This window comes from Streptomyces sp. NPDC060027, from assembly GCF_042737005.1.
Classification (GTDB): domain Bacteria; phylum Actinomycetota; class Actinomycetes; order Streptomycetales; family Streptomycetaceae; genus Streptomyces.
In genome coordinates, this window is the sequence record NZ_JBHWVI010000126.1 from 1 (window position 1) to 25,777 (window position 25,777).

The following is a 25,777-nucleotide window of genomic DNA, read 5'->3' on the forward strand; positions in this document are numbered from 1 at the left end:
TTGGTGAACTCGTCCGTGTTGACGATGATCTCCGCGCCGCGCGGCACATCGGCGATATTCGCCTTCAGGGCCGCCGGGTTCATGGCCACGAGCACGTTGGGCGCGTCACCGGGCGTCAGGATGTCGTGGTCGGCGAAGTGCAGTTGGAAAGACGAAACGCCCGGCAGGGTACCTGCGGGCGCGCGGATTTCGGCAGGGAAGTTCGGCAGAGTCGAGAGGTCGTTGCCGAAGGAGGCCGTTTCCGAGGTGAAGCGGTCGCCGGTGAGCTGCATACCGTCACCGGAGTCCCCCGCGAACCGGATGATGACCCGGTCGAGCCAGCGGACGGGCTTGGAGGGACGAGAACCGCCACCGTGTGTGCGAAGAAGGTCGTCATTCTGCGGACGAGGCAACTCCTCTACCTGGTGCTGGGATGCCATGTGGCGGCCTTTCCGATCTGTCGCTGACTGCAGTCAGGCGACATCGTTGTTCTCGATCTGCTCGGCGAGCTTAATCGCCGCTTCGACCCGATGTTCATTTTCTTCCCTCTCGAAATTATTCTCCAAAGGCAAAACCTCACGGATGCGGGAGATCTTCCGCTCGATCTCTGAAGGCTTTCGGTCTCAAACGCCTCTGCAAGCAGCGTGTCCCATCCGGGTCGGCAAGGGATGAGTATTCGATGCCCACAAGCGGAAATCCTCTCGGCCGAGATGGGGATCTCCTTCATTTTCTGCAGAGCACGGGCCGTATGTTGACGGGCAGGGCAGCAGGCTCCGCGAGCAGACAAGACCACGGCGGTGTGTCATCCAGGCGTCATAGCGGGTGACATCGGCCCGGCTGGGCACGGCCTGCACCCGTGTGGCCTTTCAGTGTGCGAGGGCGTGTCGGAGATCCCGGCTGGGGGCGAGCCAGCCGGACGACCAGTTTCCGGAGCACCGGATCGACCTGGTTCGTCCGTGGGCGGACCCCCTTTTGAGGAACCGCGGCAGGCGGTGCCTTCCTTGCGCCGGCGGCGTGCTGGTGAGCCCGCACCGCCGTGGAGTCGACGGACACGTTCCAGTCGATCCGGCCCACAGCGTCCTCGGCGGCCTGCACCCTCGACAGAAGCCTCTGCCAGGCGCCGTCCGCCGACCAGCAGCGATGACGTTTGTAGACCGTCTCCCACGACCCGAACCGCTCCGGCAGATCCCGCCACTGGACTCCCGTACGCACCCGGTACAGCACCCCGTTGATCACCCGGCGATGATCGCTCCACCGACCCCCACGCGCACCACCGCAAGGCAAGAACGACTCCAGCCGATCCCACTCCGCGTTCGACAGGTCCCCGCCTCCCATGCAATCAGCCTGCCCCCAACACCCCACTCACGGAAAGAGATCCGAGAAACAGCGCCTAACGAGTTGGTGCGTGATAGCGGTTGGGCCGTGTCTTGCCTGTTCATCGCCTGTTTTCAGGTGATGACGGTGCGGTCGGAGACGAGGCCGGCGATGGCTCGGTAGGTGTCGGGAAGGCGGTCGCGGCGGTGAGTCCAGCGCATCAGTTGCTTCCAGCGTTTGTGGTCGGCCAGTGCGTGCTCGACCGTGATGCGGTCGGAGGAGTGTCCGTGACGCTCGCGTTCCCACTGCTCGACTCTGCCGGGCAGCGCTCCGGGCCGTGGCTTTCTGGGCGGGGTGACGGCTTGGCCGGGATGGTCATGGCTCAGGCCCAGGTAGCCGTCGTCAAGGAGCACTTCGACCAGGTCGAAGTGCTGGAAGCAGCCGGTGATACCCGCCGCACGAGCCGCGGTCGCATCGTGCATCCGCCCCGGCCGCAGGCCATCGGTCCATAACGTGCGGCCCTGGTGATCGGCGATGACGGTGGCCTTCATCGTGTTCTGCTTCTTCTTGCCCGACACGAATGCGCGACGCCCGCCCCGGCCCGCGACCGGCCGGCGGACCTGGACCTCGGTAGCGTCCAGCCGCAGCTCGACACCCTCGGCCTGAGCATAGGCGAACACGTCCTCCAGCGTGCGAAGTCGCAGGCCAGGGCGATCGGGAACAGCGAATCCCCGCTCCGCCAGCAACCGTCGGACTTCACCGACCGCCCGGGTGACCGTTGAGCGATCAACGCCGAACAGCACACCCAGGACTGCATGCGGCAGGTCATGCCGCAGATGGATCAGTGTGACCACCAGCCGGTCCACGAACACCAGCCGATACCGGGCACCCGCACCGGGCGCACGTTTGCGTACTCCGCCCCGAACACGCACCCGCCGGCCCTCCGCCGCAACCGTCCACGGACGGGCCAACTCCTCAACCAAAGAAGCCAGATGCCCCGTCGAGATGCCCGTGAACAACGGATGCGCCAACACCGCCCGATCGACCACGCCCCTCACCACCAGAGCATGCCCAACCGCTATCACGCACCAACTCGTAATACTGCAACGGTGTTTGCCGTGACTGCTGGCCAGCTCAGTCGTTGGTCTGGTCATGGGTGGGGACCTTGCTGATGTCAGGTTGTGGGCCGGGGAACTGAGCGCGGTGCACGAGCAGTTCGTGCACCGGTTCAACCGGGAGGAGCCGCGTCAGTCGGCACTCGCCTATATGCGGGGGCTGATCGCTCCGCTGGAGCGGAAGAACGGCTGGACGCTCGCGGAAGAAGCCGGGCACGCGGGTCCCGACCGCATTCACCGTCTACTGAACCGGATCGAGTGGGACGCCGACGAGGTCCTGCAGGACGTATGCGACTACGTCGTCGAACACCTCGGCGACCGGGACGCTGTTCTGATCATCGATGACACCGGTTTCCTCAAGAAGGGCATCCGCTCGGCCGGCGTTCAACGGCAGTACTCCGGGACCGCCGGACGCACCGAGAACTGCCAGATCGGCGTGTTCCTCGCCTACGCCACCGACCGCGGACGCACGCTGATCGACCGCCGCCTGTATCTGCCCACGTCATGGACAGACGACCGGGAACGGTGCCGACGAGCAGGCATCGACGACAGGATCGCCTTCGAGACGAAGGTGGCCATGGCCAAGGCGATGGTCCGACGAGCGATCAGGGACAAGATCCCGTTCGGATGGGTGACGGCGGATGCCGCCTACGGCTTCAGCAAGGGCTGGCGGTTCGAGCTGGAACAGGCCGATGTCTTCCATGTCATGGCCACCACCCGGCACGACACCGTCGTCACCCGCTGGGCCATCGACCATCCCGTCCACGACCTGTTCCCCGGCCTGCCGCGGTAGAAGTGGAAGCGTCGCTCGTGCGGTGACGGGGCGCATGGCCGGCGGATCTATGACTGGGCCCGCGTCGAGGTGCGGCCCTGGCACCGCGAAGACCGCCGGCACTGGGTCATCGCCCGCCGCAGCGTCAGCCGGCCCGAGGAGATCTCCTACTACATCGCCTACTGCCCGGCCGACACCACATTGGACGAGCTGATCCGCATCGCGGGCAGCCGGTGGGCTGTCGAGGAGTGCTTCCAGACCGCGAAGCAGGAGTGCGGCCTGGACGACTACCAGGTCCGCCGATATCCCGGCTGGCACCGCCACATGACCCTGGCCATGGCCGCCCATGCCTGCCTGACTGTCCTGCGGGCCCGTGAGCTGGATACGGAGAAAGCAGAAACGGATCCTCTCAGCTCATCCACCTCAGCCTCGCCGAGATCCGACGCCTGATCACCCGACTCACCGACCGCCGTCCCACACCAGTCGACCACATCCTGCACTGGTCAACCTGGCGCCGACGACGCCAACACCAAGCCCGAATCAGCCACTACAAACGACGCGGACACAGCCCCTAATAACTGCCCAGTACTCAGAACAAACACCGTTGCAGTACTAATGCGGCCTGTCGGTCTCTGCTCACCACGACAGTCCGGTACCGGGGCACCTTCGCCATAGGACGGCTCTCCCTCAAGCCTTCTCAATAGCTGGGGCGTTGGAAGGCGAGCACACGACGCGGAGCGGGGTCTTCCCTCAAGGTCAGAGCACGGACGGACGGTTGTCACGGCCCATCAGGCAATGATCTCACCGCAGCCGTGCGCCAAACGAGGCGGGCACCACGACCATCCGAGCCCGCGGACCGGATGCCGGGACGGCAAACGACCGCAAGCGGCTGCCCCTTGGAGGCCTCAACCTTCCCGACGGGATGCTCAGACAGCTACGTCCGGGCCGATACCCAAGCGATGTTCCGCCGCCTGCTCTCGAGCCTGGCAACCCCGTCGGAAGCCTGATCTGCGCATGATGCCGGGCGGAACAGCATGGTGCTCCGCCGGCCAGCCTCACGCTCATAGCCACGACCTGACGGACGTGCACCTCCCCACCTGAACCGATCACGCGAGCGAGAGTGGTACAGCCCCAGCACGGCGCCGACCGCCCGAGGGAGTCGGCGGGAACTCTGCAGTCGCGGAAACGCTGCGCGGACAAGCCCGTTGCCCCGATGTGGTTTCAGGGGGTCACGGCAGGTGGCGCTCGACGACCTCCTGCTACCGTCCTCCCGATGCAGATAGACACTTTTGCGAATAGTCAACTAAGCGATATAGTCCGGGAACGGTTGGCGCACGGCTGAACCGCAGGACAGGCCATAGCCGAGCTCGTGCGCTGCGAGCGGATCCGCAAGAGTCTGCACTCAGGAAAGCAACGACGACGAGTACACCCCTGGACGGCACGGGTCGCCCCACCTGTGCGCAGCCTGCGTTTCGAACACATGTCACAGGCTCGCAATTGTGTATGTCGGCAGCTAACAGGCGGGGATGGCATGCCGTGCCGCGCAGGCGCCGATCACACGTCTCGCCCGCCCAATTCATCCACCGGAGTCTTACTCATGTCCAATACAGCCATCCGTTTCACACGGTTCGTGGCGCTCGGCGACAGCCAGACCGAAGGGGTCGGCGACGGTGACGACACAACAGGTCTGCGTGGCTGGGCCGACCGGCTTGCCGAGCAGCTCGCGCGACACAACCCGGCCCTGCAGTACGCCAACCTCGCCGTCCGGGGCCGCCTAGCCGGCCAGGTACACACGGAACAGCTCGCTCCGGCCCTTGCTCTACGGCCAGACCTGGCAACGGTGGTGGCCGGAGTAAACGACCTCCTGCGGCCCCGCTTCGACGCAGTCACGGTCGCTGGCCACCTGGAGGCGATGTTTGCTGCGTTCACCGCTCAGGGAGCATGCGTGGCCACTGTCACCTTCCCCGACGTCGCCCGTATCACTCCGCTGGCCCGTCCCATCAGCCACCGCGTCACCACCCTCAACAACCTCATCCGCGAAGCCGCACGGCGACATGGGGTGACCGTCGTGGAGGCTGGCCGCCATGCCGTGGCCGGAGACTCCCGCCTGTGGAGTCCGGATCGCCTGCACGCCAGCCCCCTCGGCCATCAGCGCATCGCCGACGCCTTCGCGGACGCTCTGCACCTGCCGGGCAGCGACGACTCCTGGACCCGGCCGCTGCCCACCCCGCAGCTCCCCACCGCAACCGGATGGCGCGCCGGCATCGGTGAACTGCGCTGGGCAGCCGGCTTTCTGGGACCCTGGATCGGCAGACGCATGCAAGGACGTTCCTCCGGCGACGGACGTATCGCCAAGCGCCCGGACCTCACGCCGTGCATCGCGGGCACCAGTTGATACGGCACGACCACCATGTCATCACGTCGCGATCAGCCTCCTCCGTACGGTGGTGCGAGCGCTATAAGGACGACGGCGCCGGGTGGAAGCCTCACATGTGTCGGTCGGGCCACCCCGCCCGGCCGTCGCGCAGCCCCTCCTGCCTGCCCGTCCACCGCATCACCGCCGACCGGCACGTGATCCTCCGCCTCGCAGTCGACACCATGCAGGGCTCGTGGCGTTGTCTGACCGGGGTCGACCGGCAGCACCATCTCGATCACTCGACGGAGACCGGCCGTCCGTCCAACACGAGGCACGACCCGTCCAGTTAGCCCCGGAGAGAAGGCTGGGCATGTCGACCGCGTCGAATGAACGCAGCAGAAGGCCGACACCCCGGATGGGACCTCGTAACCGGTTGTCAGCGCATCTCGGCCCCACCACCCGTCATCTGCGCATCGGCCACAACCCCAACCCGCCCGATGATCGCGTCTCTGCCCCTCCTCACATGGGCAGGGATTACTCCACAGTGCTTCCACGCCTTCCCCTGCCCGCAACACCGGCCAACACCTCTGGAGCAGTCGGGCTCCTCCATCGGCCTTTGTCGCTTGCTTACGGAACGAACTAGCCAGGCTTTTCGACCAGAGGGAGATCCATGCCGCGCATCGGACTCCACCGTGAAACAGATTGCTGTCGTCTCCGAGGCGGGTATCGAACATCCGATCCGGCGTATAGAGACCGCAGCGGACCGAGGGGCGGAAGTACTGGGATCGCTTGCAGCTGCCAGGTCGGCACCCGTGACGCAGACCGACTTGCTGCGCATAAGCCACAGCCACCAACATGGCGTCTGCTCGGCAACCTGTCCGTGAGCAAGGCACCAAGCTGCTGCGCACCCGGCACGGCATGCAGTCGGGCACCCACCCGTGAGGATCCGCCCCTCCCCCGGCCCCACACCGTCCGGCCCCAGGTCCAGTGGAGACACCGAGCCGGCGCCCGTAAACGTTCCTCACATAGCCTGCCGCCGCCATAGCACCGACCGGCGTCGGCTCACCATATCGGCCCCTGTGAGTACCGGCAGCCTCCGAGGCTAAGCACCAGTTACCGATGTGACGCTCTCCAAGTAGATGAAGCATCTCCCCCTAGGATGTCGCCCCTCTTGGCGCCATCTCTCACCGAACAGGGAGCAAGCCGTGCAAAAGATCATGAGACGGCTTGGTGGGATGTGTCACCGGTCACGCACCCGCGTCCGCGCCCCTTCCGCCACGCACAACTCGTTGCCCTTGCGGCCGAGGCGGTGACCGATGGGGCACGGGTTGGCCGGCCTGTTCAGGCGGAGGCGGCATGGCCGTTGCTGGCAAGCAGACGGACCCCGGGCCTGGAATCTGCCCTTGCTCCCAGCGCCGCCCCCTTGCACGATCGAGGAGATCTCTCATGTACCACCGACTGTCCGCTGGCCTGTTGATATCTGCCGTGGTGCTGTCAGCATCCGCGTGCAGCGGTGATGGTGACGCTCTGGTGGGCACGCCGACGGTCACTGGCACATGGGGGGCGAAGCCGTCCATCTCCGTCTCGAAGGGCAGTGCAGCTAAGGCGTTCGAGGCGAAGACGATCATCGAGGGACACGGACCCGAGCTACGCAAGGGAGACTACGTCAAGCTGCAGATCACATCGACGGTCTGGGGAAACGGCCATCCTTCCGTGAGCAGCTACGACCAGGGAGCCGCCGGAGCGCAGGTCGTGCCGATCGACGCATCGGCCCGTACGCCAGCGCTGGTCAAGGGGCTTCCAGGCAAGAGGGTGGGCAGCCGGGTGCTCCTGGTTGCGCCGAGCGCTGACGCGTTCGGCGGAAGTGGCGGCCCGCCGTCGGGAGTGAAGTCGACAGACACACTGCTGGTGGTCGTAGACATCCTCCAGTCAGCCCGCATCGATCCGAAGTCCCGGATTGCGGATGAGCAGAAGGCGCCTCGCCCCGGCCAGCCCACGGTCAGGGACGCCCGCGACGGCAAAGGCCCATCCATCGCCGTCACTCCCCGCACACCTGCGCCAAAGAAGCTCGAAGCCGACGTCCTGATCGCGGGTAAAGGACAGAAGGTAGCGACCGGTCAGACACTGGTCGTCCATTACACGGCGGTCACGTTCCCCGATGGCAAGACCGTCGACTCCTCGTGGCGCAAGGGCAAGCCCATAACCGTTCCGCTCGGGGCAGGCATGATCGTCAAAGGTTGGGAGCAAGGCCTGGCGGGCAAACGCGTTGGCGACCGCGTCCTGCTGACCATGCCGTCGGCTCTCGCTTACGGGACGCAGCCGCCGCAGGACAGCGCCATCCCCAAAAACGCGCCTATGGCTTTCATCGTCGACATCCTCGGCGCCTTGTAGCCGGACACTGCCCGAAACCGGATTGGCTTCCTTCAAATGCTGGACCTGTCTCAGTTAGGCGCTGTTTCTCGGATCTCCTTCCGTGAGTGGGGTGTTGGGGGCAGGCTGGCTGCATGGGACGTGGCGACCTGACGAACGCGGAGTGGGATCGGCTGGAGTCGTTCTTGCCTCGCGGCGGTGCACGTGGGGGTCGGTGGAGCGATCATCGCCGGGTGATCAACGGGGTGCTGTACCGGGTGCGTACGGGAGTCCAGTGGCGGGATCTGCCGGAGCGGTTCGGGCCGTGGGAGACGGTCTACAAACGTCATCGACGCTGGTCGGCGGACGGCACCTGGCAGATGCTGCTGTCGAAGGTGCAGGCTGCCGAGGACGCTGCGGGCCGGGTCGACTGGGACGTGTCCGTCGACTCCACCGCGGTGAGGGCCCATCAGCATGCGGCCGGCGCAAGGAAGGCACCGCCCGCCGCGGTTCGTCAAAAGGGGGTCCATCCGCGGACGAACCAGGTCGATCCGGTATTGAGGAAACTGGTCGTCCGGCTGGAGGGGGTGGTCAGATCGGCGAGTGTCTGGGACGCTCCCGCGGCGGCTTCACCACCAAAATCCACAGTGATGACGGCTGAGTGATCGCTTCGGGCCTGACCCAAAAATCCACCGACGCTGTTGAGTTGTCCTGGCGAGGATGCGTCGGTCCGAGGCGATCATGCGTGCGGCCAGCTGGACTTTCGTGACCTCATAGGAGCCTGACCAGGGGTCCCATCACTGTGTTGTCCGTCTGCCCGGCCGGCCCGTGCTGTCCCCTTTCAAGAGCGCGGTTCGAAAGGACATCACCACCAGCGTGACAGCCAACGAGGCAACTGAGATATCTGTGGTCGGCGGGATCGACACCCACACCGACTTTCACCAGGCCGCTGTCATCGACACTGTGGGCCGCCAGCTGGCCACCGAATCATTCGAGACGACCCCGGACGGCTACTGGCGACTGCTGGAATGGTTCGCCTCCCACGGCGAGATCATCGCTGTCGGGATGGAGGGGACCGGTTCCTACGGTGCCGAGCTCGCCCGTTTCTTGCGCGGCAACGGACTCACGGTCATCGAGGTCGACCGTCCCGACCGCAAGGCCCGCCGTGCCAACGGCAAGTCCGACCCCGTCGACGCCTACGCGGCCGCCACTGCTGTTCTGTCAGGCCGTGCCGACGGAACCCCGAAGACCCGCGACGGCGTCGTGGAAAGCATCCGGGTCCTGCGTGTGGCTCGCAACTCCGCAGTCAAGGCCCGTACCCAGGCCATCAACCAGATCCGCGCTCTGATGATCAGCGCCCCCAGCGAGGTCCGCGACAGATTCCGCGGCTTGTCCACCAAAGACTTGATTGGCGCCCTTGCCCGCTCCCGCCCCACCGGCAACCTCGAAGATCCCGCTTACACGACCAAAGTCACCCTGAGGCGGCTGGCCCGCCGTTATCAGGCCCTGGACAAGGAGATCAGGGAGGCCGAAGCCGAGATCGGCCCGCTGGTCACCAAAACGGCCCCCAAGCTCGTCGCGCTGCCCGGCGTGGGCCCCGAGACTGCAGGTCAGCTCCTGGAAACCGCTGGTGACAACCCCGAACGTCTCCGTTCCGAGGCGTCCTTCGCCCACCTTTGCGGAGCCTCACCCATCCCTGCGTCATCCGGCCGCACTCACCGTCACCGGCTCAACCGCGGCGGCGACCGCAGGCCAACAGAGCCCTGCACACCATCGTTCTGGTCCGCATGAAGTACGACCTGCGCACTCAGAAGTACGTCGCCCGACGCACCGCCGACGGCCTCTCCAAGAAGGAGATCATCCGGTGCCTGAAGCGCTTCGTCGCCCGCGAGATCTACCGCCTGCTACCCCGCCCGCAACTCACCACCGAACAACTCTGCCCCACACCTTGACGATCTATAGGAGCGTCCTCGCAGCCGACGGAAAATGCCGGCCGCTCGCTCTCCTCCTGACACCCGGACACTACGGTGACGGCCCTCAACTCGAGCCCGTCCTGAAGCAGGTGTCCGTGCCCCGCATCGGAGTCGGCCGGCCTCGCAGCCGACCCGACCACGTCCTGGCCGACAAGGCCTACACGTCCCGCGAAAACCGCCGCTACCTGCGACGACGCGGCATATCGCACACCATCCCCGAACGGCTCGACCAGCGCAGACACCGCCGCAACCGCGGTTCCCGAGGCGGACGACCCACCCGGTTCGACCGCGAACGCTACAAGAAACGCAATACCGTCGAGCGTGCCATCAACCACTTGAAGGGGTTCCGCGGCGTCGCCACACGCTATGAGAAACGGGCCTACACCTACCTCGGCACCATCACCCTCGCAGCCCTCATCATCTGACTCCGCATATGATCCGAGAAACAGCGCCTAACTAACTCCTTCAGCACGGCCGCTGCTCAGGCGGGGAACTCGGTGCCCAGCACAAAGCACCCGTGCCGTTGAAGCGGCTGATCCAAGCCTCAACTCACCACGTAGGAAACCGTCTTAGGCTTTTTCAACCCTGCGGTTCGGATGATCCGTACGAAGTTGACGGGGCTGACGTGCACACAGAAAGGATCCAGTTTCCGCCCGTCCGGGTAGACGTCCCAAGACTGTCCCGGCCTCTCCTCTGCCCGTCCACCCGCGCCGGAGTCTGCTCGGACACGGGCGCCGCGACTCCTGTTGTGTCGCGCACAATGGACCGCCCTGTTGGAGAGATCCTGACATGGCGTTGGACGTTTTCGGTGGGTGATCCGCCGGGTGCACGGCCGAGATTGACTCGTAGATGTCGTCGCGTCGTGCCAGCGCAGACGCTGGCCATAAGCCGTGTGCCTCGCCTCGTTCCGCAGAGAATGGGTGCACGCCGTGCTGCCGCGGTAGTCGGTCGTACCTGTCTTGGTCGTAACTGCGGCCTACGAGAAGCGCGTCGGGGCGCCTGCGGGGCCGACGCTGGCGGGAACCCTGTCCGGCAGGAGCAGTAACTGTGTGACGTTGTTGCGGTTGCCACCGGGCAGCGAGACTGCGAGCGGGGTGCCAGGGGCGTCCGTTTTGGGCGTGGTACTCACTGCTTGGACTTGTGCGCGTCCGACCCTACTGGGTCACTTTGGACCCGGCCGAGAGGAATCGATCACCGCCCGCGACCAGCATGAGCGCGACGGCAGGTGAGGCACTCGTATCCATCGTTCTTCAGGGAGCCTAACCACGACCTAACCTCACTCTCCAATCTTCATGTGACGCTACGCACAGCCCCTCAGTGGGAGCACCAACTACTCAATTCATCTCACGCCCTGTCGAGTTGGCTCGTCTCGTTGATTCTCCACGAAACCGAGGTGATCGACTGTGACGTCTCATTTCCATACTCGCCGGATCTCATCTGTCCGTGCCGTGAGCGTGAGTGCAATTACCGCGTTCCTGGTCGCTCTAAGCTTTTCAGCCGCAGCACCGACATTGGCATCCAGTCCTGCCTACGCCCAGTCAGGCAGTGTAGACACGTGGATCAGGGCTGCGCTCGAAGTCATGCAGTCAAGAGGGATACCCGGAAGCTATGACGGGATCTACCGTAATGTTATGCGTGAGTCGAGCGGGAACCCGCGCGCCATCAACCTCTGGGACTCGAACGCTCAGGCAGGAACTCCGTCCAAGGGACTGATGCAGGTTATCGAACCGACCTTCAGGCTGTATCACGTCAGTGGGACGTCCTGGGACATCTACGACCCGGTCGCGAACATCACCGCCGCGTGCAACTACGCAGCCAAGCGCTATGGTTCGATTGACAATGTCTACTCAGCCTACTGAAAGCAGTCGCGGTACGGCCGCCACGCGGCGTCGGAACGGCTGACCCATGCGCTGAGGCGGTCAGCCGTTCATACCAGCACGGTCCTGCAAATAGGAGACGGTCTGCGCTGCCAGTTTCAGCAGTCAGGGAAGAGCTCGCCCGTATCCTCGCCTTCGTGCCCACCTCACGGAACCGCGTGTGCTGGAGGCCCTGGAGCACGCCGTCGCCCACCGGCACCCGACCCGGGAGCTGATCCCGACACGGTCCTGGCCCCCGTGCCGCCGGCCGACGCCGGAGATTGTGCGCGGCTGCGGGGCCTGGACTTGTCGTTCGCATCCGGACATTGGCGCGCGATGGTGTACGCGAAGGACCAGCCGGGGATGCTGATGCGCCGGCACTTCGAGGCCGTGGTCTTCCCCTACCTGGTCGAGGAGCTGCGTTGCGGGGACATCGCGGTGGTCGGCGCGGAGGACTTCGGCGACTGGACGAGGAGATTCTGCCCTGGGAGCAGGTGGAGCCGCAGATCCCCGAGTTCTGCGCGAGCAGGCTGATATCCCCGGCACGGCCGGCGGCTTCGTGGAGGACTTGCGGCAGCAGTTCACGCGGATCGCGCAGGAGGTGGATGCCGGGTATCCGGACAACGCGGACCTGACGATCGACCCGCTGACCGGGGTGCCCTGCCCTCGCTGCGCAAGGGCAGCAAGCGCAGGCCTCCGCAGAGGCGCTGGAGGCGGAGCTGGACCGGCGGCTGCCGGCCCCGGGGCATCCTGGAGCACCTCGCCCGGGCGGCGCACTGGACCGGCTGGTGGCACCGCCTTGGTCCGTTGTCCGGTTCGGATCCGAAGCTGAGGAACCCGCTGGCCCGGTATGTGGTCACCGCGCTCGCCTACGGCTCCGGATTCGGGGCAACCCAGGCCCGCCCGGCACATCCGCACGGTGGCCGCGCACGAGCTGGCCGCGATCGCCAAACGCCGCTGCAGCGCCAGGAACCTGGCCTGGGCCAGTGCCGAAGTCGTCGACGCCCACCTCGACCTGGACCTGGTCCGGGCGTGGGGCGACGGGTCGGCGGCCGCGGTGGACGGCACGATGATGGACGCCGCCGTCGACAACCTCCTGGCCGAGACCTCGATCCGGTACAGCGGATACGGTGGCATCGCCCATCATCTGGTCGCCGACACCTACGTCGCGCTCTTCTCAAGATTCGTTCCCTGCGGAGTGTGGGAAGCCGTCTGCCTGATCGGCTCCCTCCTCCAGAACCAGTCGGCGGCCCGGCCCGAGCAGGTCCACGCCGATACGCAAGGCCAGTCGTTCCCTGTCTTCGGACTCGCCCATCTGCTGGGGATCGGTCTTCTGCCCCGGATCCGCAACTTCCAGGACCTCACCTTCCACTGCCCTGAAACCCCCAGGTGCGCTACCAGCACATCGACTAGCTTCTCCACTGACCCGCGCACCGCCATCGACCACGACACCGCCGCGTTCGCTGTTGAGTCGATCCACCGCTGGTGGAACGGCGCCGGACGGGACGCCTACCCAACAGCGGGCCGTCTGTCCTACGTCGCGGGCCCTGATGGGTCGGGTTCATCGAACGCGGACGGCATCACTGGACGAACCAGAGCTCGACAAGGTAGCCGACGACCTACGGCAGTTTCTGGAACTGCTGGAGGGATCCCTGACGCGGTTCATTGCCGACGGCGAGCCGGGATCTCTGCAGGTCAGCCCGCGGGGCTCATTCTGTTAGCCGCTGTTAATCCAGTTCCAGCAGGTCAGTGAACGTTCCGGGTTTGATAGGGACTCTAGGTCGTGACTGTGACCTGGGGTTTCGTGGTTTCGCGGTAGTACTTGTCTCGTATTCGGCAGGTGGGATGGGCCCTATTTCACCGTGGAGCCGACGGTGGCAGTATCAGTCGACTCATTCGGCGGTGGCGAGTTCGACCTGGGAAGGCGTCTTCCAGGGCCTACGGGGCTTGGCCAACTCGGTCTTGAACAGGCCGATCGTGGACTCCATGAGGGCATTATCGTAGGCGTCGCCGACCGATCCGACCGACGCGTCGATGCCTGTCCGGTCGAGGTGCTCGGCGAGCGCGAACGATGTGTACTGCCGGTATCGGAGTGATAAGCACTCGCCTTTCTGGTAAGGGTATTGGCCTCGGTCGCGCTGCCACAGTGCCATCTCGAGGGCATCCAGGACGAGCCGTGTCTCCTTCGATGTGGCTGCTGACCAGCCGACGATGCGGCGGGAGAGGTGTCCACGACGAAGGCGACGTAGACGACGCCGGCAAACGTGGTGACGTGGGTGAAGTCGGCGACCCAGCAACAGTTCGGGGCGGGGGCGACGAAGTTTCGGTCCACAACTCGATCCTCTCAAACGATCGAGAACCCGGAACGGTTCACAGGGCGCCCTGAGTGGCGGATACTGGCCGGATGGACAGCACCTCGATCCGGGACTCTTATGACGCAGTCGCGGACGCGTATGCGCAGGGCTTCACTGCGGATCTGGCTACCAAGCCGTTGGACCGTTCCATGTTGACGGCTTTCTCCGAACAGATTCCGAAGGATGGTCCCGTTGCCGACGTAGGATGCGGGCCCGCCCAAGTCGCATGTTTCCTGGACGATCTCGGAGTTCCGGTCTTGGGCGTGGACGTGTCGCCGGGCATGGTCAAGGTGGCGCAGGCACGTCGGCCAGGACTTGACGTGCGGGTCGGTTCAATGCTGGATCTTCCCGTGGGCAACGAAGAGCTCGCCGGTGTGGTGGCGTTCTACTCGCTGATCCATCTGCGGGCCGAGGAGCGATCGCGGGTCTATGCGGAGTTCGCCCGGGTGTTGCGGCCTGGAGGTCTCGTCCTCGCCGCTTTCCATGCAGGTGAGGAGGTCCGACGTCGGGACTCCTGGTTCAACCGGCCTGTAACACTAGACTTCTTCGCTCTGCGGCCCGACGAGGTTGCCGCAGGCCTCATTGGCGCTGGGTTCACCGTGCAGGCAACGCTGATGCGCGAGCCGTATCCGGGCGAGGCCGACACAGAGCGGGCGTATCTGCTGGCCCGCAAAATGTGAAACACCGTGATCATCGGGCCACCACCGCGTCGATCATCACTTTCCGTAGTCAAAGTAGGCCGATGAGCTCCTTGCGCACAGGGACGGCGCTTTCGTGGCGCTCTCCGATGGCTCCGCAGTACCGGGGAGTACTCGTCCGCGGCAGTCCGGAGACTGCACCTCGGACTCGGCCTGCTCTCACAGATCAACGGAAGCGGTCCTTCTTCACCTGCGGTGTCCGCACGACCGAGTTTCAGTGGGACTCCGTTGCCTTCGGGCCGAGTCGGGCCGAGAGCGTGTGTAGATGGACGCGAAGTAGAACTGCCTGCACGCGACGTCGGTGCTGCGCATGGCAGACCTGCTGGGCCCCGGGAGCCCAGCTCCAGTCGACCGAGGGCGGCTGCTGCCTGCAGGGCCCTGATGCTGGACAGCCCCCGTCGGCCGATGAGGCCACGGCTTTGCAATGTGCCGGGCGGCAACAGGCAGAGGATCTGCCGCAGTTGGCGATCAGTTGTGGTGGGCCGGTTGTTCGGATCCCGGGCTGGGCCATGCCGGTACGTCCCTGCCTGCTGCGATCGGCACAGACCGGCCCGGCGGTGGGAGGAGGGGGGTGTCCATCGCCGCCGCCGGGCCGCTTCGTGTGCGCCTCCGCCTCGTCCCCACGGGCGGGCGCACAAGGGGCCGCTGCCGCTCACACGCGGCCCCGCTTGGGGAAGGCGAGCCGGAGAAGGGCCGGGGCCTCAGCTCGCCAGGCCGGAGCTGGCACCTTGCTCGCCCCGGGCACGTACCGATGCAGAGGTCTATCAAGGTCGATCAGCCTCAATATGATGCCGCTTTGGTACGGAAGAAATACGGTGAAGCGCTCCCCCAGCAGGAGGCGGCCTCTCACGCTCTATTCGATCACTCAGCTGACGGCGGCGCCTGAGTGACCGCTACTCATCTGGCGCCCGACAGGTTGGCGCGTGACAGCGGGGGATGCCGACCTGGCCGAGGGGCCGCTTCAGGTCGTGCCGCGGTCGAGACAAGACCAGCGATGGCTTCTGGCAGGTGGCGGGAAGCGGTCTCATCGGTACCGCCAGTGGGCAGGTTGCTTCCAGTGTCGTGACCGGCGGGTGCTCGGTGGTGCCCCGGTCGGATTTCAGTGCCAGTGATGGTCCCAGTCCCACCGTCCGCGACGAGGGCGAGTACGCTCCTGCCGGTTCCCTCGGCTCCTGGCCCGGCCTGGGCAACGCGCCTGAGGTTGGATGTCGTCCAGGAGAACTTCCGTGTCGAGGAAGTGAGAAAGGGTAGGGGCGCCACTGCACAGGCGGCCGAAGGAAGGCTCGGATTAGGGGCGTTTGGCACTGCGGGCCGCTGTCTCCGGACCGGCTCCGTCGGTGGAAGGGGCTCGCCAACTCGGCCGGCGCCTCCCCAGGCGCCACGAAGCATTTGCCTGGGTCGAGGTGGTGACGGACCCAAAGAAACCGTAATCCGGCTCAAGACCAGGCGTCACAGGCATTTGCGCACGTCTCGCCCCTTCAAGTTCGTTGCACTGTCCTGCCCTGCGGGCTCTCCCGCAACTCGTCCAAACCGTGCTGCCATCGGTACTCATAATTCTACCGAGAGTTGTCTTCGTCGAGGCGAAAAGTGAAACTTTGCGGTTGGACCGGATCATAGGCAACCTCCACTAGCGCACCTTCACGTGGCACGCAAAGGCGCGATACAGTGACCTTTCCGGCTACCTCAAATGGCTCAGCTTCGGGCAGACGAACCTGCAGTCGAATCTTTACTCTCGGATTTTCATTGACACTCATACCGGTATCGCGAACCTCAATTATCGTACCGAACTCACGGGCCCCCGTAAGTACCAGTCGCGTTGCCCGTGTTGGATTTCCAGACCATCCTCCGGCAACTTTCAGAACATCCCTGTGGCGACTGCTCCAGCGCCGGTACCAGGATTGAAGCTCGCGGGCACGCCGTTCCTCCCGGTCTTGTCCGTGCACGTATGCCGTCAGATGTGCGAGTAGGATAGGACCGCTTTCGGCCAGCCCTCGAAGATCATCATCTGCAGAAAATCCCGGAACTCTTTCCACTGCTCCGACGGCCATCGCAACCGCCTGAGAAAACACCGATCCGAACCTATTTGTAGACCATCTCCTCAGCCGGATATGACGGCCGCATCCACAAAAACATTGCATGAAATCAACGCATCCTCACTGGGAAGACTACCGCGGCACCGCCTCGCCACTTCCATTGCACCCGTTGCTGCGCCTATCGCTGCAAGAATCGCTGGGCAAGCCTTCCCTCTGTCCTGGATTCCATCCGGGGCACCACCACTGTACGGGCGTGGCCGGAGCCCCGACATCCCCGTTCAGGGCTCTCGCTTTCCCGGGATTGGGCGATAAGGGCTCGCCGAGCGATGCATGACGCCCTGCCGGGAGGGACGCCCCCACTCGCACAGAGGGCTGTCCTCCCCGTCCTGGCTGACTGCCTCACCTGCGTGCCGTCGTTGAGAGAGACAGACCGACGTGCGAGGGCGCGGCCTTTCGCTGATCGTGCCCCGGCTGTATGCCCGTCCTGCCCCCGTACGCGGCAGGTGCTGCACAGGTGTCGACGCGTTCGGCAACGGCGAGCCGCCGCGCAGAGCCGCGGACACCCTCCCGCGCACGGAAATTCAAAAGTCACGCCGCGTACGCGACCGCAAGAGGCGGCTCATGCGCATAGCCCATCTGGTGACGCCTCACTAGGCTCATCCTTCATGACCAGAAATGACGCCACGGACAAGTACTCCTTCCTCGCCCTGCACGACTACGGCATGGGGGGCTCATGGTGGTGGGTCCGTGCGCGGTCTGCGCGGGAGGTCCGCGAGACGTTCGCCTGGGTCGAGGTGGTGACGGACCCAAAGACTGTGGCGCGGTTCAAGGACATGGGGCTGGAGGAAGTCGACATTGACGCTCCTCGTATGCCTCCGGGACTGGACGGCCTGCGCGCCGAGCGGGATGCACAGCATGGGTGCGAGGGTTTCGGTTCGCTCGCGGACAGGGAAGTCGTGTATCTGCAGCGTCAAGGGGCCGAGGAGCACGACGAATCGGTCGTCTACCTGATGGAAGTAGGGTCGGACGGACGCCGGGTTCGCCAGGTGGAGCTGGCCGAGGACGACACTGCCCTGCGTAGCGGCCCCGACGACTGGCCGTTCAACCCGCCGGTCGCGGATCTCTTCGACCCGGCACTGGTGGATCAGGAGATCAACCGGAGCACATTCGAGGAGCAGTGGGCAAGGGCCCACCGGAGGGACACCGACTTGTAGGCGCTTCTCCGGCCGACCGGCAGGCCGAACCGGTCCCGGTCCAAAGGCTTCGTCCTCGCCTGCGCCACGGTTTCCCGCAGAGGGCGAACCCGATCCGCATCCACGAATACCGCTCGTACGGTAGTGCGATATATGCGCCCCGCCTCGACTGTCCGCGGGACAAGAGGAGGTGCGCGCCCGGCGGGTCCGCTAACTGCATTTCACCGGAGGTGAGTTTGCAGGCGGATCGGACCGTGCAGCGCTGGAATCGACCCAGCACTGGATACCGCTCACGGACGCCCAGCACCGGGTGGACCGGGCAACCGCGCCTGCATTGCCGAGCGTTGTGTAGTCCGTTCGCAAACCCGCCTAGAACTGCTGCACAAAGTACGGTTCCAGGGTCATCAGCCCGTTACCGCGGGCGCCGTTTCGGGTGCCCGTTTCGTGTCGGGCAAGGCTATACCAGGAGTCCACGTAGTCTGGACCGTCCGTCAGCCAGTAGTCCGGGAAGGCGTCCAGGACTGCGTTGGCCAAAGGGACGTACATGCCCTGGTCGGTGATCGTGAGCAGCACACCGGCGATGGCCTTGGCCAGGTCGCGGTAGTTGGTACCCCCGTCGTCCTCCATCATGACGGCGTCGGCGAGGTTGTACTTGTAGTTTGCCCAGTTGACGAGGATCTGCTGGGGGCTGTAGATCGTCCCCTCGTTGTCCAGGTACGGCATGTCGACCGGGTCGACCTTTGCTTTTCCGTCATGGCCGAACCCCGTGACAAGGGTGTAGATCTCCGCGTCGCCCTTGATCCAAGTTTCCTTGTCGTCGGACAGTCGGACTTCGGTCAGGCGCGTAGCCCAAAAGCCAGGGTCCTGGGAGCCGGGGGACGATGCGGCCACGGTGGGCGAAGCCAGTCCCAGTCGGCCGAGTTCGCTCCTCAAGACCCTGAGGCCGGCAGCCACAGCCTCCTCACCGTCGATGTCGACGACGTACACCGGATGCTTAGGCGGCGTTCGGGCATCGAGCTTGTGCGCTCGTCCGTGACTGTCGTAGGCGGTAACGGTACTGCTGTCGTCGGCAGTGGCCGCCGCCACCCAGGGCACCACACCTGTAGTTAACGCCTCCCGCATGGAACCAACTCCAAGGCGTAACCGCAGGAGTGGCCCCACGCTGCCATCGAGCCCCTTAGCGGCGGCAATGCGCCGATTGGCCGAAGCGAGGTCGGACCGCAAGGTGCCATCGGCATGCCGGGCCATGGCCGCAACAGGCACCTCCGCAGACTTCTGCGCTGCCCGCTGCACCCGCGTACGCCAGGCGGAATCGGAAAGCGAGCGAGCCAGGGAGCGCGCAGCCCGCTCCTGAGCCGCGGCAACTGCGGACTCGGGCTGCCGAGAGGGCGTCGTCCCGGTGGCTGGGAGGGCCGCAGCGGTCGGTGCGGCGGTGAGGACGAGAAGGGACAGTGTGATGAAGATGCCTGCAGTACGGCGACGAAGGTGATGTCTCATGTGAATCACTGCTCCAGGGATCGTTGTCCATGGGCGGCACAAAGATCGGCCGTTCCAGCCGCCCCACGCAAAGATGACATGTCCACGGAACGTGTACCAGGAGGACAACTACTCATCTGCAACTACTCACTTGGGCGCATGCACTAGCCCGTCCAGGTTGCTGACGGCCCCCACCATCCTCGGCATCACCTCGCTCAGCTCCTCCTGGAAACCGGCTTCGTTCCATCCGACCAGATGCTTTCAGCACGTCACCCTCAATTCGAAGCCCCAGTTCCTGCGGCAGGTACTCCCCTGGATGCCCCTGCCCCTACACCTCCACCAGATTCGGTGTGACTCGGGCAGTAACAGCGCGACAAGCGAGCACAGTTCGTCCGAGGCAAGCCACGGCTACTCCCCTGCGCAAGGACGGCTTTGGCGATTGACGTCATGCGGTTTGGACTGCATCGGGATCTGCGGAAGATCTGCCAGGCCTTCAGGCGCGCGACGCCGCGTTCGACCGGTGTCCGTGCCGCGGCCAGGGCCTGGTTGACGGTCTTCTCGGTGAGGGTGAGTTCCTGCAGGGGCCTGCCTTTGATGCCGGTACTCACCCAGAAGCCTCCGCCCTGGTAGGCGAGATCAGCCAGGATGGGGACGCCCTGGCGCTCGCAGATGCGGATGATCCGGTGAGTGCGGGCGGCGGTCAGGTCGTGAGCCCGGCCCGGCAACGCGGGTGAGAGCCACAGCAACTGGCCGCCCGGATCGGTGACCACCTGCACGTTCACCCCGTGCTGGCGGTGCTTGTGGGAGTAGTCGGCCCGTCTGTCGCCGACCCGGTCGCACTCGGCGAGCGTGCCGTCCAGCAGGACGAAGTCCACATCGGCCTCGCGCAGGACCTTCAGCAGACCCGGCGCACGTTCGGCGAGCAGGTGGATGACTGCGCTGGTGTAGGCGTGGGCGGTGGACTCGCTGATCCCGAACCCGGCAGCGATCTTCGCCAGGGTGGTGTGTTCGCGCAGCTACACCAGTGCCACCATCGCGCGCTGAGACGGGCGAAGCTTGCAGCGCCGGTCACCCTCACGGGTGAAGACGAGCATGGTGACCCCACTCCACGAGCGCATGGGGCAGGTCGAGTGCGGCAGGATAGATGACCAACGAGGCCCCCAACCCGGTGGTTGAGACGTCAGACATCTCGATCAACAGCCCGGGGGCCTTGGTCGTTGCGCTTCGTGGGCCGTCACCTGATCGGTGGCCAACTCGAAGAAGCTCACTGAAGTACGGCACTGCCGTGCCGACCCACTGCGGCCGCACCGAGCAAAGGGTCCCGTCACCGTGGACTCCGCATCCCAGAAGGGACACCAGCTTGCAAGCTGCCCCGTCCGGTGAGGCCGCCGGACAGCGTCCGACAGGTGCGGCACCCTGTGCCTCAAGCCTTCAAAGACAACGCCTGCCGACACCCATCAGGTCTGAGCAGAGGGAGACCCCGAGGCCTGTCACGGCATGGACCGCCAGCCACGCCCTGCTACATCCCCCGATGACCGCGCCAGCTGCGGGCCGTCCCTCCTCGGTTGCCCAGCCGATATCCCCGATCTCCCGGGACCGGGCATCCCACCAGATCACGGGCCGACACGCTCCCTAGGTCAACGGGCCTTCTGGTAGGCCTCTCGGATACTGGCGGGGACACGGCCGCGGTCATTGACCTGATGACCATTCTCCCGGGCCCACGCCCGAAGTTCCTCAGCGCTGGGACCGTCGGTCGACGCCGTGCGCGGCCGACTTGCACCTCTTGTCCGGCCGAGCTTGCGTCCCTTGCCAATGAAGGGAGCAAGCGCTTCGAACAGCTTGTCATAGTTGTCTGACACGAGGTCGATCTCGTAATTGACCCCGTCCAGGGAAAAGGTGTGCGTTTGCACCTCTTCGGATTCCGCGCCCGTGAGGTCATCCGTGTAAACAGTCACAATCTTCTGAGCCATAGACGGATGTTACCTAGTTTCCCTGGGCTGTCCACCTCGAGCCCTCAGCGGCACGCTCGAGAGGAACAAACAGCGCGTTTCCATGCCGCCTCCTCGAGGAGTGCCCGCATAGCTGAAATAGAGCAAGACAGACTCTGGACCACGCTCACACGGACACCGGACTTCCCTGAGAACGAGGCGAGGTGCGAGTCCTCGCGGAGCCGCCTTCCCTGGCGGTGGCCGAGCGGACGGACCGTCAGTGCAGGCTGCGCAGATTCTGCCCGGCACACAGCATTTGATGATTGGAGGCATATGTCTGAATTTCTATTCCTTCGGGAGCTCCGGGATACGGATCCGGTTCCACTGCGAAAGTCCGGCCGGGGATCCGCTCTGCGCACACGGTTGCGCCTGTGGGCATTGCTGCGCTTGATCACCGGGCCGGCATCTCCCGCCGAAGGCAGATCCCGCCCGTACCGGGGTGAATGAGAGGCGTGCGGTGCTGCGCATGCTGCTCATTCGCTGACGCTGCCGTTTGCCGTCGTTCTCTGTCTCGGGCGCAGACACTCGTTGCTCCGGTACACAACCAGCCCGATATCGCCGCTGCGCTGGACGACCAGGTCGACGAGGAAGCTCGCCGCCGAACTCACCCGCCAAGGGGCACGGGTGAGTGCGGACACGGTCGGGGACCTGCTGCGGGAGGGGGCTTCAGCTTGCAGGCCAACGCGAAGACCATCGAGGGCGCACAGCATCCGGACCGCGATGCCCAGTTCCGCTACATCAACGACCAGGCGAAAGACCAAATCGGTGCCGGAAACCCGGTGATCAGCGTGGACACCAAGAAGAAGGAGTTGGTCGGCCACTACAAGAACGCCGGGCATGAGGGGCAGCCGTCGGGCGAACCGGTACTGGTCAAGACGCATGACTTCCTGGACCGGCAGAGTCCAGGCAAGGCGATCCCGTATGGCATTTACGACCTCGCGGCGAACACCGGCTGGGTCAGCATCGGCACCGACCACGACACCGCCGAGTTCGCTGTCGCCTCGATCCGTCGCTGGTGGAAGGCCCGCGGCCGGCACGACCACCCGCACGCCACCCGTCTGCTGATCACCGCGGACGCGGGCGGCTCCAACGGCTACCGCACCCGGGCCTGGAAAAGTGAACTCGCCGCCCTCGCAGCAGAGACGAACCTGGAGATCACCGTTTGCCACCTAACGCCCGGGACTTCGAAGGTCGGGTAGCCGGAGGGATTCGCACCCTCTGGCTCCGACAGATCCGTACGTGACGTTCTCTCGTCATACGGCTCTTGTCGTCCTGATCAAATCCTGATCACCAGGCCAAGGAGGGGGAACTGACCCACCTCCACTGCGCGCGAACATCCCCGGGCGGCGCTTAGCTGCCACGATGGCCTTCCTCATCGCGCGAAACCGTCTGTACTTGTTGCGGAGCCAGCGCACCAGGTAGGCGTTGATGCGCATCGGAAGTGGATACAGGGCCGACCGGTAGAACCGGCCGTAGTACCCATCCAGCCCGCGACGATCGGATTGATCCGCTGCGCGAGTTCTTCCACAGTTTGCGGGTGCGGAACGACGAAGCCGGTGTTGATGTAGGCGCCGTTGCCGAGCACGGTAACGCCCCGGCATTGGTACGGCAGACCGGAGTTGCGCCGCACCGGGCCGTCGGCTTGGTTGTCCGGGGCCGGCCGGGCGGTGGCCACGACCAGGCCGGCTGTCGGCGTCGGCCATGACCTGCACGTTTGCAAAGAAATCGTAGTTGCGGCTCGAGGCGCCGCGGCATCGACGGAGCGGGGCCGGTCGGGCGCAACGAGTAGCCGCAACCGCCGGATCCCCCTGCACGGCGCGGCCGGAATGAGAAACGTTGGCTGAAACGGTGATAATGCAGTACAGGCAATAGGTAGGACCGAGCTGCCCATCACCTCACATTCTGTGACCTCCTGCGAGTGGATGTGTTTACTGTGACGATACGGGATCATGGAACACGGTGGCCCCTTGTCGGCCGCGAAGAGGAGCTGGCAGCCTACAAGCGGTCCCTCCTTGATCGCCGGAATCAAGGTGTCATCATCTCCGGCCCAGCAGGCGTAGGTAAGTCCCGCTGCGCTGAGGAGTGTTTGGCACTGGCGGTCAGTTCTGGCTACCGGGGCGCCCGGGCTACCGCCAGTGCCGCGGCAGCGCTGATTCCGCTGGGGGCGATCGCTCACCTTATTCCGGCGGATGTTGACCTGTCCAACCCGGTTGATGGATTTACAGCAGTTGCCCGTGCCTTGGGGGTCCAAGAGTCACGGTGGGCCGTGCTCATCGACGACCTGCAACTCCTCGACGCAACATCCGTGATGCTGCTGCGGCACCTAATGGATTCCGACCTTATCCGCATTATCGGGACCGTACGCACGGGCGAGCCATTGAATCGCGCGAACAGCATGCTAGTGAGCAGTGAAAAAGTATGCAGGATTGATCTTGTTGAGCTTGGCCGGAATCAGGTGGAGCAGCTTCTTCAGTTGGTTTTGGGAAGCACCGTGAGTGGCGGCACGGTCCATACTTTGTGGCGCACATCACAGGGTAATGCTTTGTATTTGCATGAGCTTGTGCTGGGGGCTCTGGCTGCCGGCACGCTGCTAAATGACGGCCGGGTATGGAAACTCACTGAGAACCGGCTGGCCCGGACCACGCAATTGATCGAGGTGATCACAGCTCGCCTGCATACTGTGGTGCCGGAGGCCAGGAACCTACTGGAACTTCTTGCTCTTTGTGAGCCGATTTCCACAGCGGATGCACATTCCGTTGCCACACCAGCAACACTGGCGGATATGCAGAATAGAGGCCTGATCCGTTCACCTCAGGACCAGCGCCGTTCTTCCGTGTCGTTGTCCCACCCGTTGTACGGGGAAGTCCTCCGGGACGGCACTCCTAGCTGGCGTAGGCGCACCCTGCTACTGGGACAGGTGGAGCGCACCACAGAGCACGGTGCCCGTCGGCGTGAGGACATCTTGCGCATCGCGACCTGGCAGCTGGCCGCAACGGGAACCGCCGACCCAGAGCTTTTGCTACAAGCTGCAAATTTGGCACATCACGCCCGCGACTATCCGCGTATTGTTGAGCTTCTGGGCGCTCTCCCGGACATTCACCATTCAGTCACTACCCGCCTCGTCTTGGGGAATGCACATTACCAGATGGGGCAGTGGAGCGGGCTGGAACCGATACTGATGGATGCTGGCACCCGCGCGCGGGACATAAGAGAGAAAGTGTCTGTCACGCTGGCGCACACATCCGTTCTGGTGTTGAGTGATGCCCCTCTCTCCAAAGCGCTGGAGATTAACGACGCCGCCAAAAATGCGACGGATGACCTTGCAGCTCGCCATGTGCTGCGCATCAACGAAGGTCACCTTCGAGTTTTGGCCGGCGAGCCAGCGGTTGCGCTGCCCCTGCTCGGCGACCTCGAGACGGATGTCAGCACAGCTCCAGATATCAGCGCCTGGTTGCGTGGCGCGCTCGCCCAGTCAGTAGCTCTCGCCCTGACTGGTCGCAGCGGTGAGGCACAGCTGTGGTCCCAACGAGCCTACGAGCAACATGTGCAGGTGGACGAACACGCCCTGGTGGCCCCTCCAGTCGTGCAATTGTTTGCCAAAACACTGGGACTGACGGAATACGGAAGCCTTCGTGATGCCAAGGATCTTGGCGAAGACATCATCGCCCAGGTCACAGCTTCTGGCACCGAAATGGCCGTTCGGCTGCTGCAGACGGTCTGTACCGGCCGGAGTGAATGGATAGCAGGGCATCCGAAAACCGCACTCCGGTGGTTCACCGAAGGGGCTGTTCAAGCCCGCTCGATCAACTGTGCAAAAATCTTGCGGCTGGCGTTGAGTGGCGTTGCCGCTTGCGCAGCCGTCCTTGGAGACCTTGAGACCGGGCAGCAGGCGCTTGCAGAACAAAGAGCATGCCCACCCGTGACACCTGCAGTCATGTCGGAAGGCGAGCAGCGTCTGGGGGAAGCATGGATGCAGGCAGCTCACGGTCGTCTCGCCGACGCCCGGGCCACACTGCTCAGTGCAGCCAAGAAGGCCTCCGCCACAGGACACGTGGCCAGCGAAGCCCTACTGCTTCTCGACATCGCCCGTTTGGAAGGCGCCCACGACGTCGCTGCCAGGCTTTCGGAGCTGGCCGCTCAAAGTGACGGCGCGCTCACACCGGCTCGGGCACGTTTCGCCGCAGCGCTGGCCACCCGACATCCCAACGAGCTCCTCGCATGCGCGGACGAATTGGCGAAGTTGGGGGCAGATCTTCTCGCAGCGGAAGCAGCGATGTCTGATTATTATTCATGGCGCGCCGCCGGACAGGAAGGAGTTTCT

General features: G+C 64.8%; 11 protein-coding genes and 10 pseudogenes. 14 read left to right on the forward strand and 7 right to left on the reverse strand.

What is annotated here, in order from left to right; all coding sequences use genetic code 11:
- From ACFWBT_RS27110 to ACFWBT_RS27120, 3 genes and pseudogenes are all read right to left on the reverse strand, one after another.
- Positions 1–419, reverse strand: a 419-nt coding sequence (locus tag ACFWBT_RS27110; RefSeq protein WP_385705065.1) for a 2-oxoacid:acceptor oxidoreductase family protein, incomplete at its 3' end; no start/stop codon positions are given.
- 555 nt (positions 420–974) lie between these two features.
- A pseudogene (locus tag ACFWBT_RS27115) lies at positions 975–1,314 on the reverse strand (IS5 family transposase); the annotation flags it as partial.
- A 113-nt stretch (positions 1,315–1,427) separates the two neighbouring features.
- A complete protein-coding gene (locus ACFWBT_RS27120; protein WP_385705067.1) occupies positions 1,428–2,342 on the reverse strand; it encodes a transposase family protein in 915 nt (304 codons plus the stop codon).
- Between the two features lie 103 nt (positions 2,343–2,445).
- On the opposite strand from ACFWBT_RS27120, the pseudogene ACFWBT_RS27125 reads away from it, so the two are divergent.
- From ACFWBT_RS27125 to ACFWBT_RS27180, 12 genes and pseudogenes are all read left to right on the forward strand, one after another.
- Positions 2,446–3,630, forward strand: a pseudogene (locus ACFWBT_RS27125) (IS701 family transposase).
- 1,147 nt (positions 3,631–4,777) lie between these two features.
- The gene (locus tag ACFWBT_RS27130) at positions 4,778–5,575 is read left to right on the forward strand and encodes an SGNH/GDSL hydrolase family protein (protein WP_385705069.1); all 798 of its coding nucleotides are present in this window, start codon (positions 4,778–4,780) and stop codon (positions 5,573–5,575) included.
- 1,407 nt (positions 5,576–6,982) lie between these two features.
- Positions 6,983–7,927 (forward strand): FKBP-type peptidyl-prolyl cis-trans isomerase, encoded by a 945-nt coding sequence (locus ACFWBT_RS27135; protein ID WP_385705071.1) that lies wholly within the window; start codon positions 6,983–6,985, stop codon positions 7,925–7,927.
- 113 nt (positions 7,928–8,040) lie between these two features.
- Positions 8,041–8,531 (forward strand): annotated as a pseudogene (locus ACFWBT_RS27140) (IS5 family transposase); the annotation flags it as partial.
- A 230-nt stretch (positions 8,532–8,761) separates the two neighbouring features.
- A pseudogene (locus tag ACFWBT_RS27145) lies at positions 8,762–9,837 on the forward strand (IS110 family transposase).
- Between the two features lie 17 nt (positions 9,838–9,854).
- A pseudogene (locus tag ACFWBT_RS27150) lies at positions 9,855–10,283 on the forward strand (IS5 family transposase); the annotation flags it as partial.
- Positions 10,284–11,288: 1,005 nt separating this feature from the next.
- On the forward strand, positions 11,289–11,717 hold the full coding sequence (locus ACFWBT_RS27155; protein ID WP_385705085.1) for a transglycosylase SLT domain-containing protein: 429 nt from the start codon (positions 11,289–11,291) through the stop codon (positions 11,715–11,717).
- 333 nt (positions 11,718–12,050) lie between these two features.
- A complete protein-coding gene (locus ACFWBT_RS27160; RefSeq protein ID WP_385705073.1) occupies positions 12,051–12,248 on the forward strand; it encodes a hypothetical protein in 198 nt (65 codons plus the stop codon).
- A gap of 316 nt (positions 12,249–12,564) precedes the next feature.
- Positions 12,565–13,098, forward strand: a pseudogene (locus ACFWBT_RS27165) (Tn3 family transposase); the annotation flags it as partial.
- A gap of 57 nt (positions 13,099–13,155) precedes the next feature.
- Positions 13,156–13,272, forward strand: a pseudogene (locus ACFWBT_RS27170) (hypothetical protein); the annotation flags it as partial.
- 846 nt (positions 13,273–14,118) lie between these two features.
- The gene (locus tag ACFWBT_RS27175) at positions 14,119–14,748 is read left to right on the forward strand and encodes a class I SAM-dependent DNA methyltransferase (protein ID WP_385705075.1); all 630 of its coding nucleotides are present in this window, start codon (positions 14,119–14,121) and stop codon (positions 14,746–14,748) included.
- Between the two features lie 2,716 nt (positions 14,749–17,464).
- Positions 17,465–18,013, forward strand: coding sequence for a hypothetical protein (locus tag ACFWBT_RS27180; RefSeq protein WP_385705077.1), 549 nt, complete (start codon positions 17,465–17,467; stop codon positions 18,011–18,013).
- 348 nt (positions 18,014–18,361) lie between these two features.
- Here the strand turns inward: ACFWBT_RS27180 and ACFWBT_RS27185 are convergent, their stop codons facing one another.
- The 3 genes and pseudogenes from ACFWBT_RS27185 to ACFWBT_RS27195 all read right to left on the reverse strand — a co-directional run bounded on the left by ACFWBT_RS27185 (position 18,362) and on the right by ACFWBT_RS27195 (position 21,438).
- Positions 18,362–19,489 (reverse strand): DUF3103 family protein, encoded by a 1,128-nt coding sequence (locus tag ACFWBT_RS27185; protein ID WP_385705079.1) that lies wholly within the window; start codon positions 19,487–19,489, stop codon positions 18,362–18,364.
- A 401-nt stretch (positions 19,490–19,890) separates the two neighbouring features.
- A pseudogene (locus ACFWBT_RS27190) lies at positions 19,891–20,620 on the reverse strand (transposase family protein); the annotation flags it as partial.
- Between the two features lie 485 nt (positions 20,621–21,105).
- Complete coding sequence (locus ACFWBT_RS27195) at positions 21,106–21,438, reverse strand: Lsr2 family protein (RefSeq protein ID WP_385705081.1); 333 nt, start codon at positions 21,436–21,438, stop codon at positions 21,106–21,108.
- A 567-nt stretch (positions 21,439–22,005) separates the two neighbouring features.
- Between ACFWBT_RS27195 and ACFWBT_RS27200 the strand changes: the two are divergent.
- A pseudogene (locus ACFWBT_RS27200) lies at positions 22,006–22,646 on the forward strand (ISAzo13 family transposase); the annotation flags it as partial.
- A gap of 347 nt (positions 22,647–22,993) precedes the next feature.
- On the opposite strand, the pseudogene ACFWBT_RS27205 reads toward ACFWBT_RS27200, so the two are convergent.
- Positions 22,994–23,204, reverse strand: a pseudogene (locus tag ACFWBT_RS27205) (IS5/IS1182 family transposase); the annotation flags it as partial.
- A gap of 185 nt (positions 23,205–23,389) precedes the next feature.
- On the opposite strand from ACFWBT_RS27205, the gene ACFWBT_RS27210 reads away from it, so the two are divergent.
- On the forward strand, positions 23,390–25,777 hold a 2,388-nt coding region (locus tag ACFWBT_RS27210), incomplete at its 3' end, for an AAA family ATPase (RefSeq protein ID WP_385705083.1).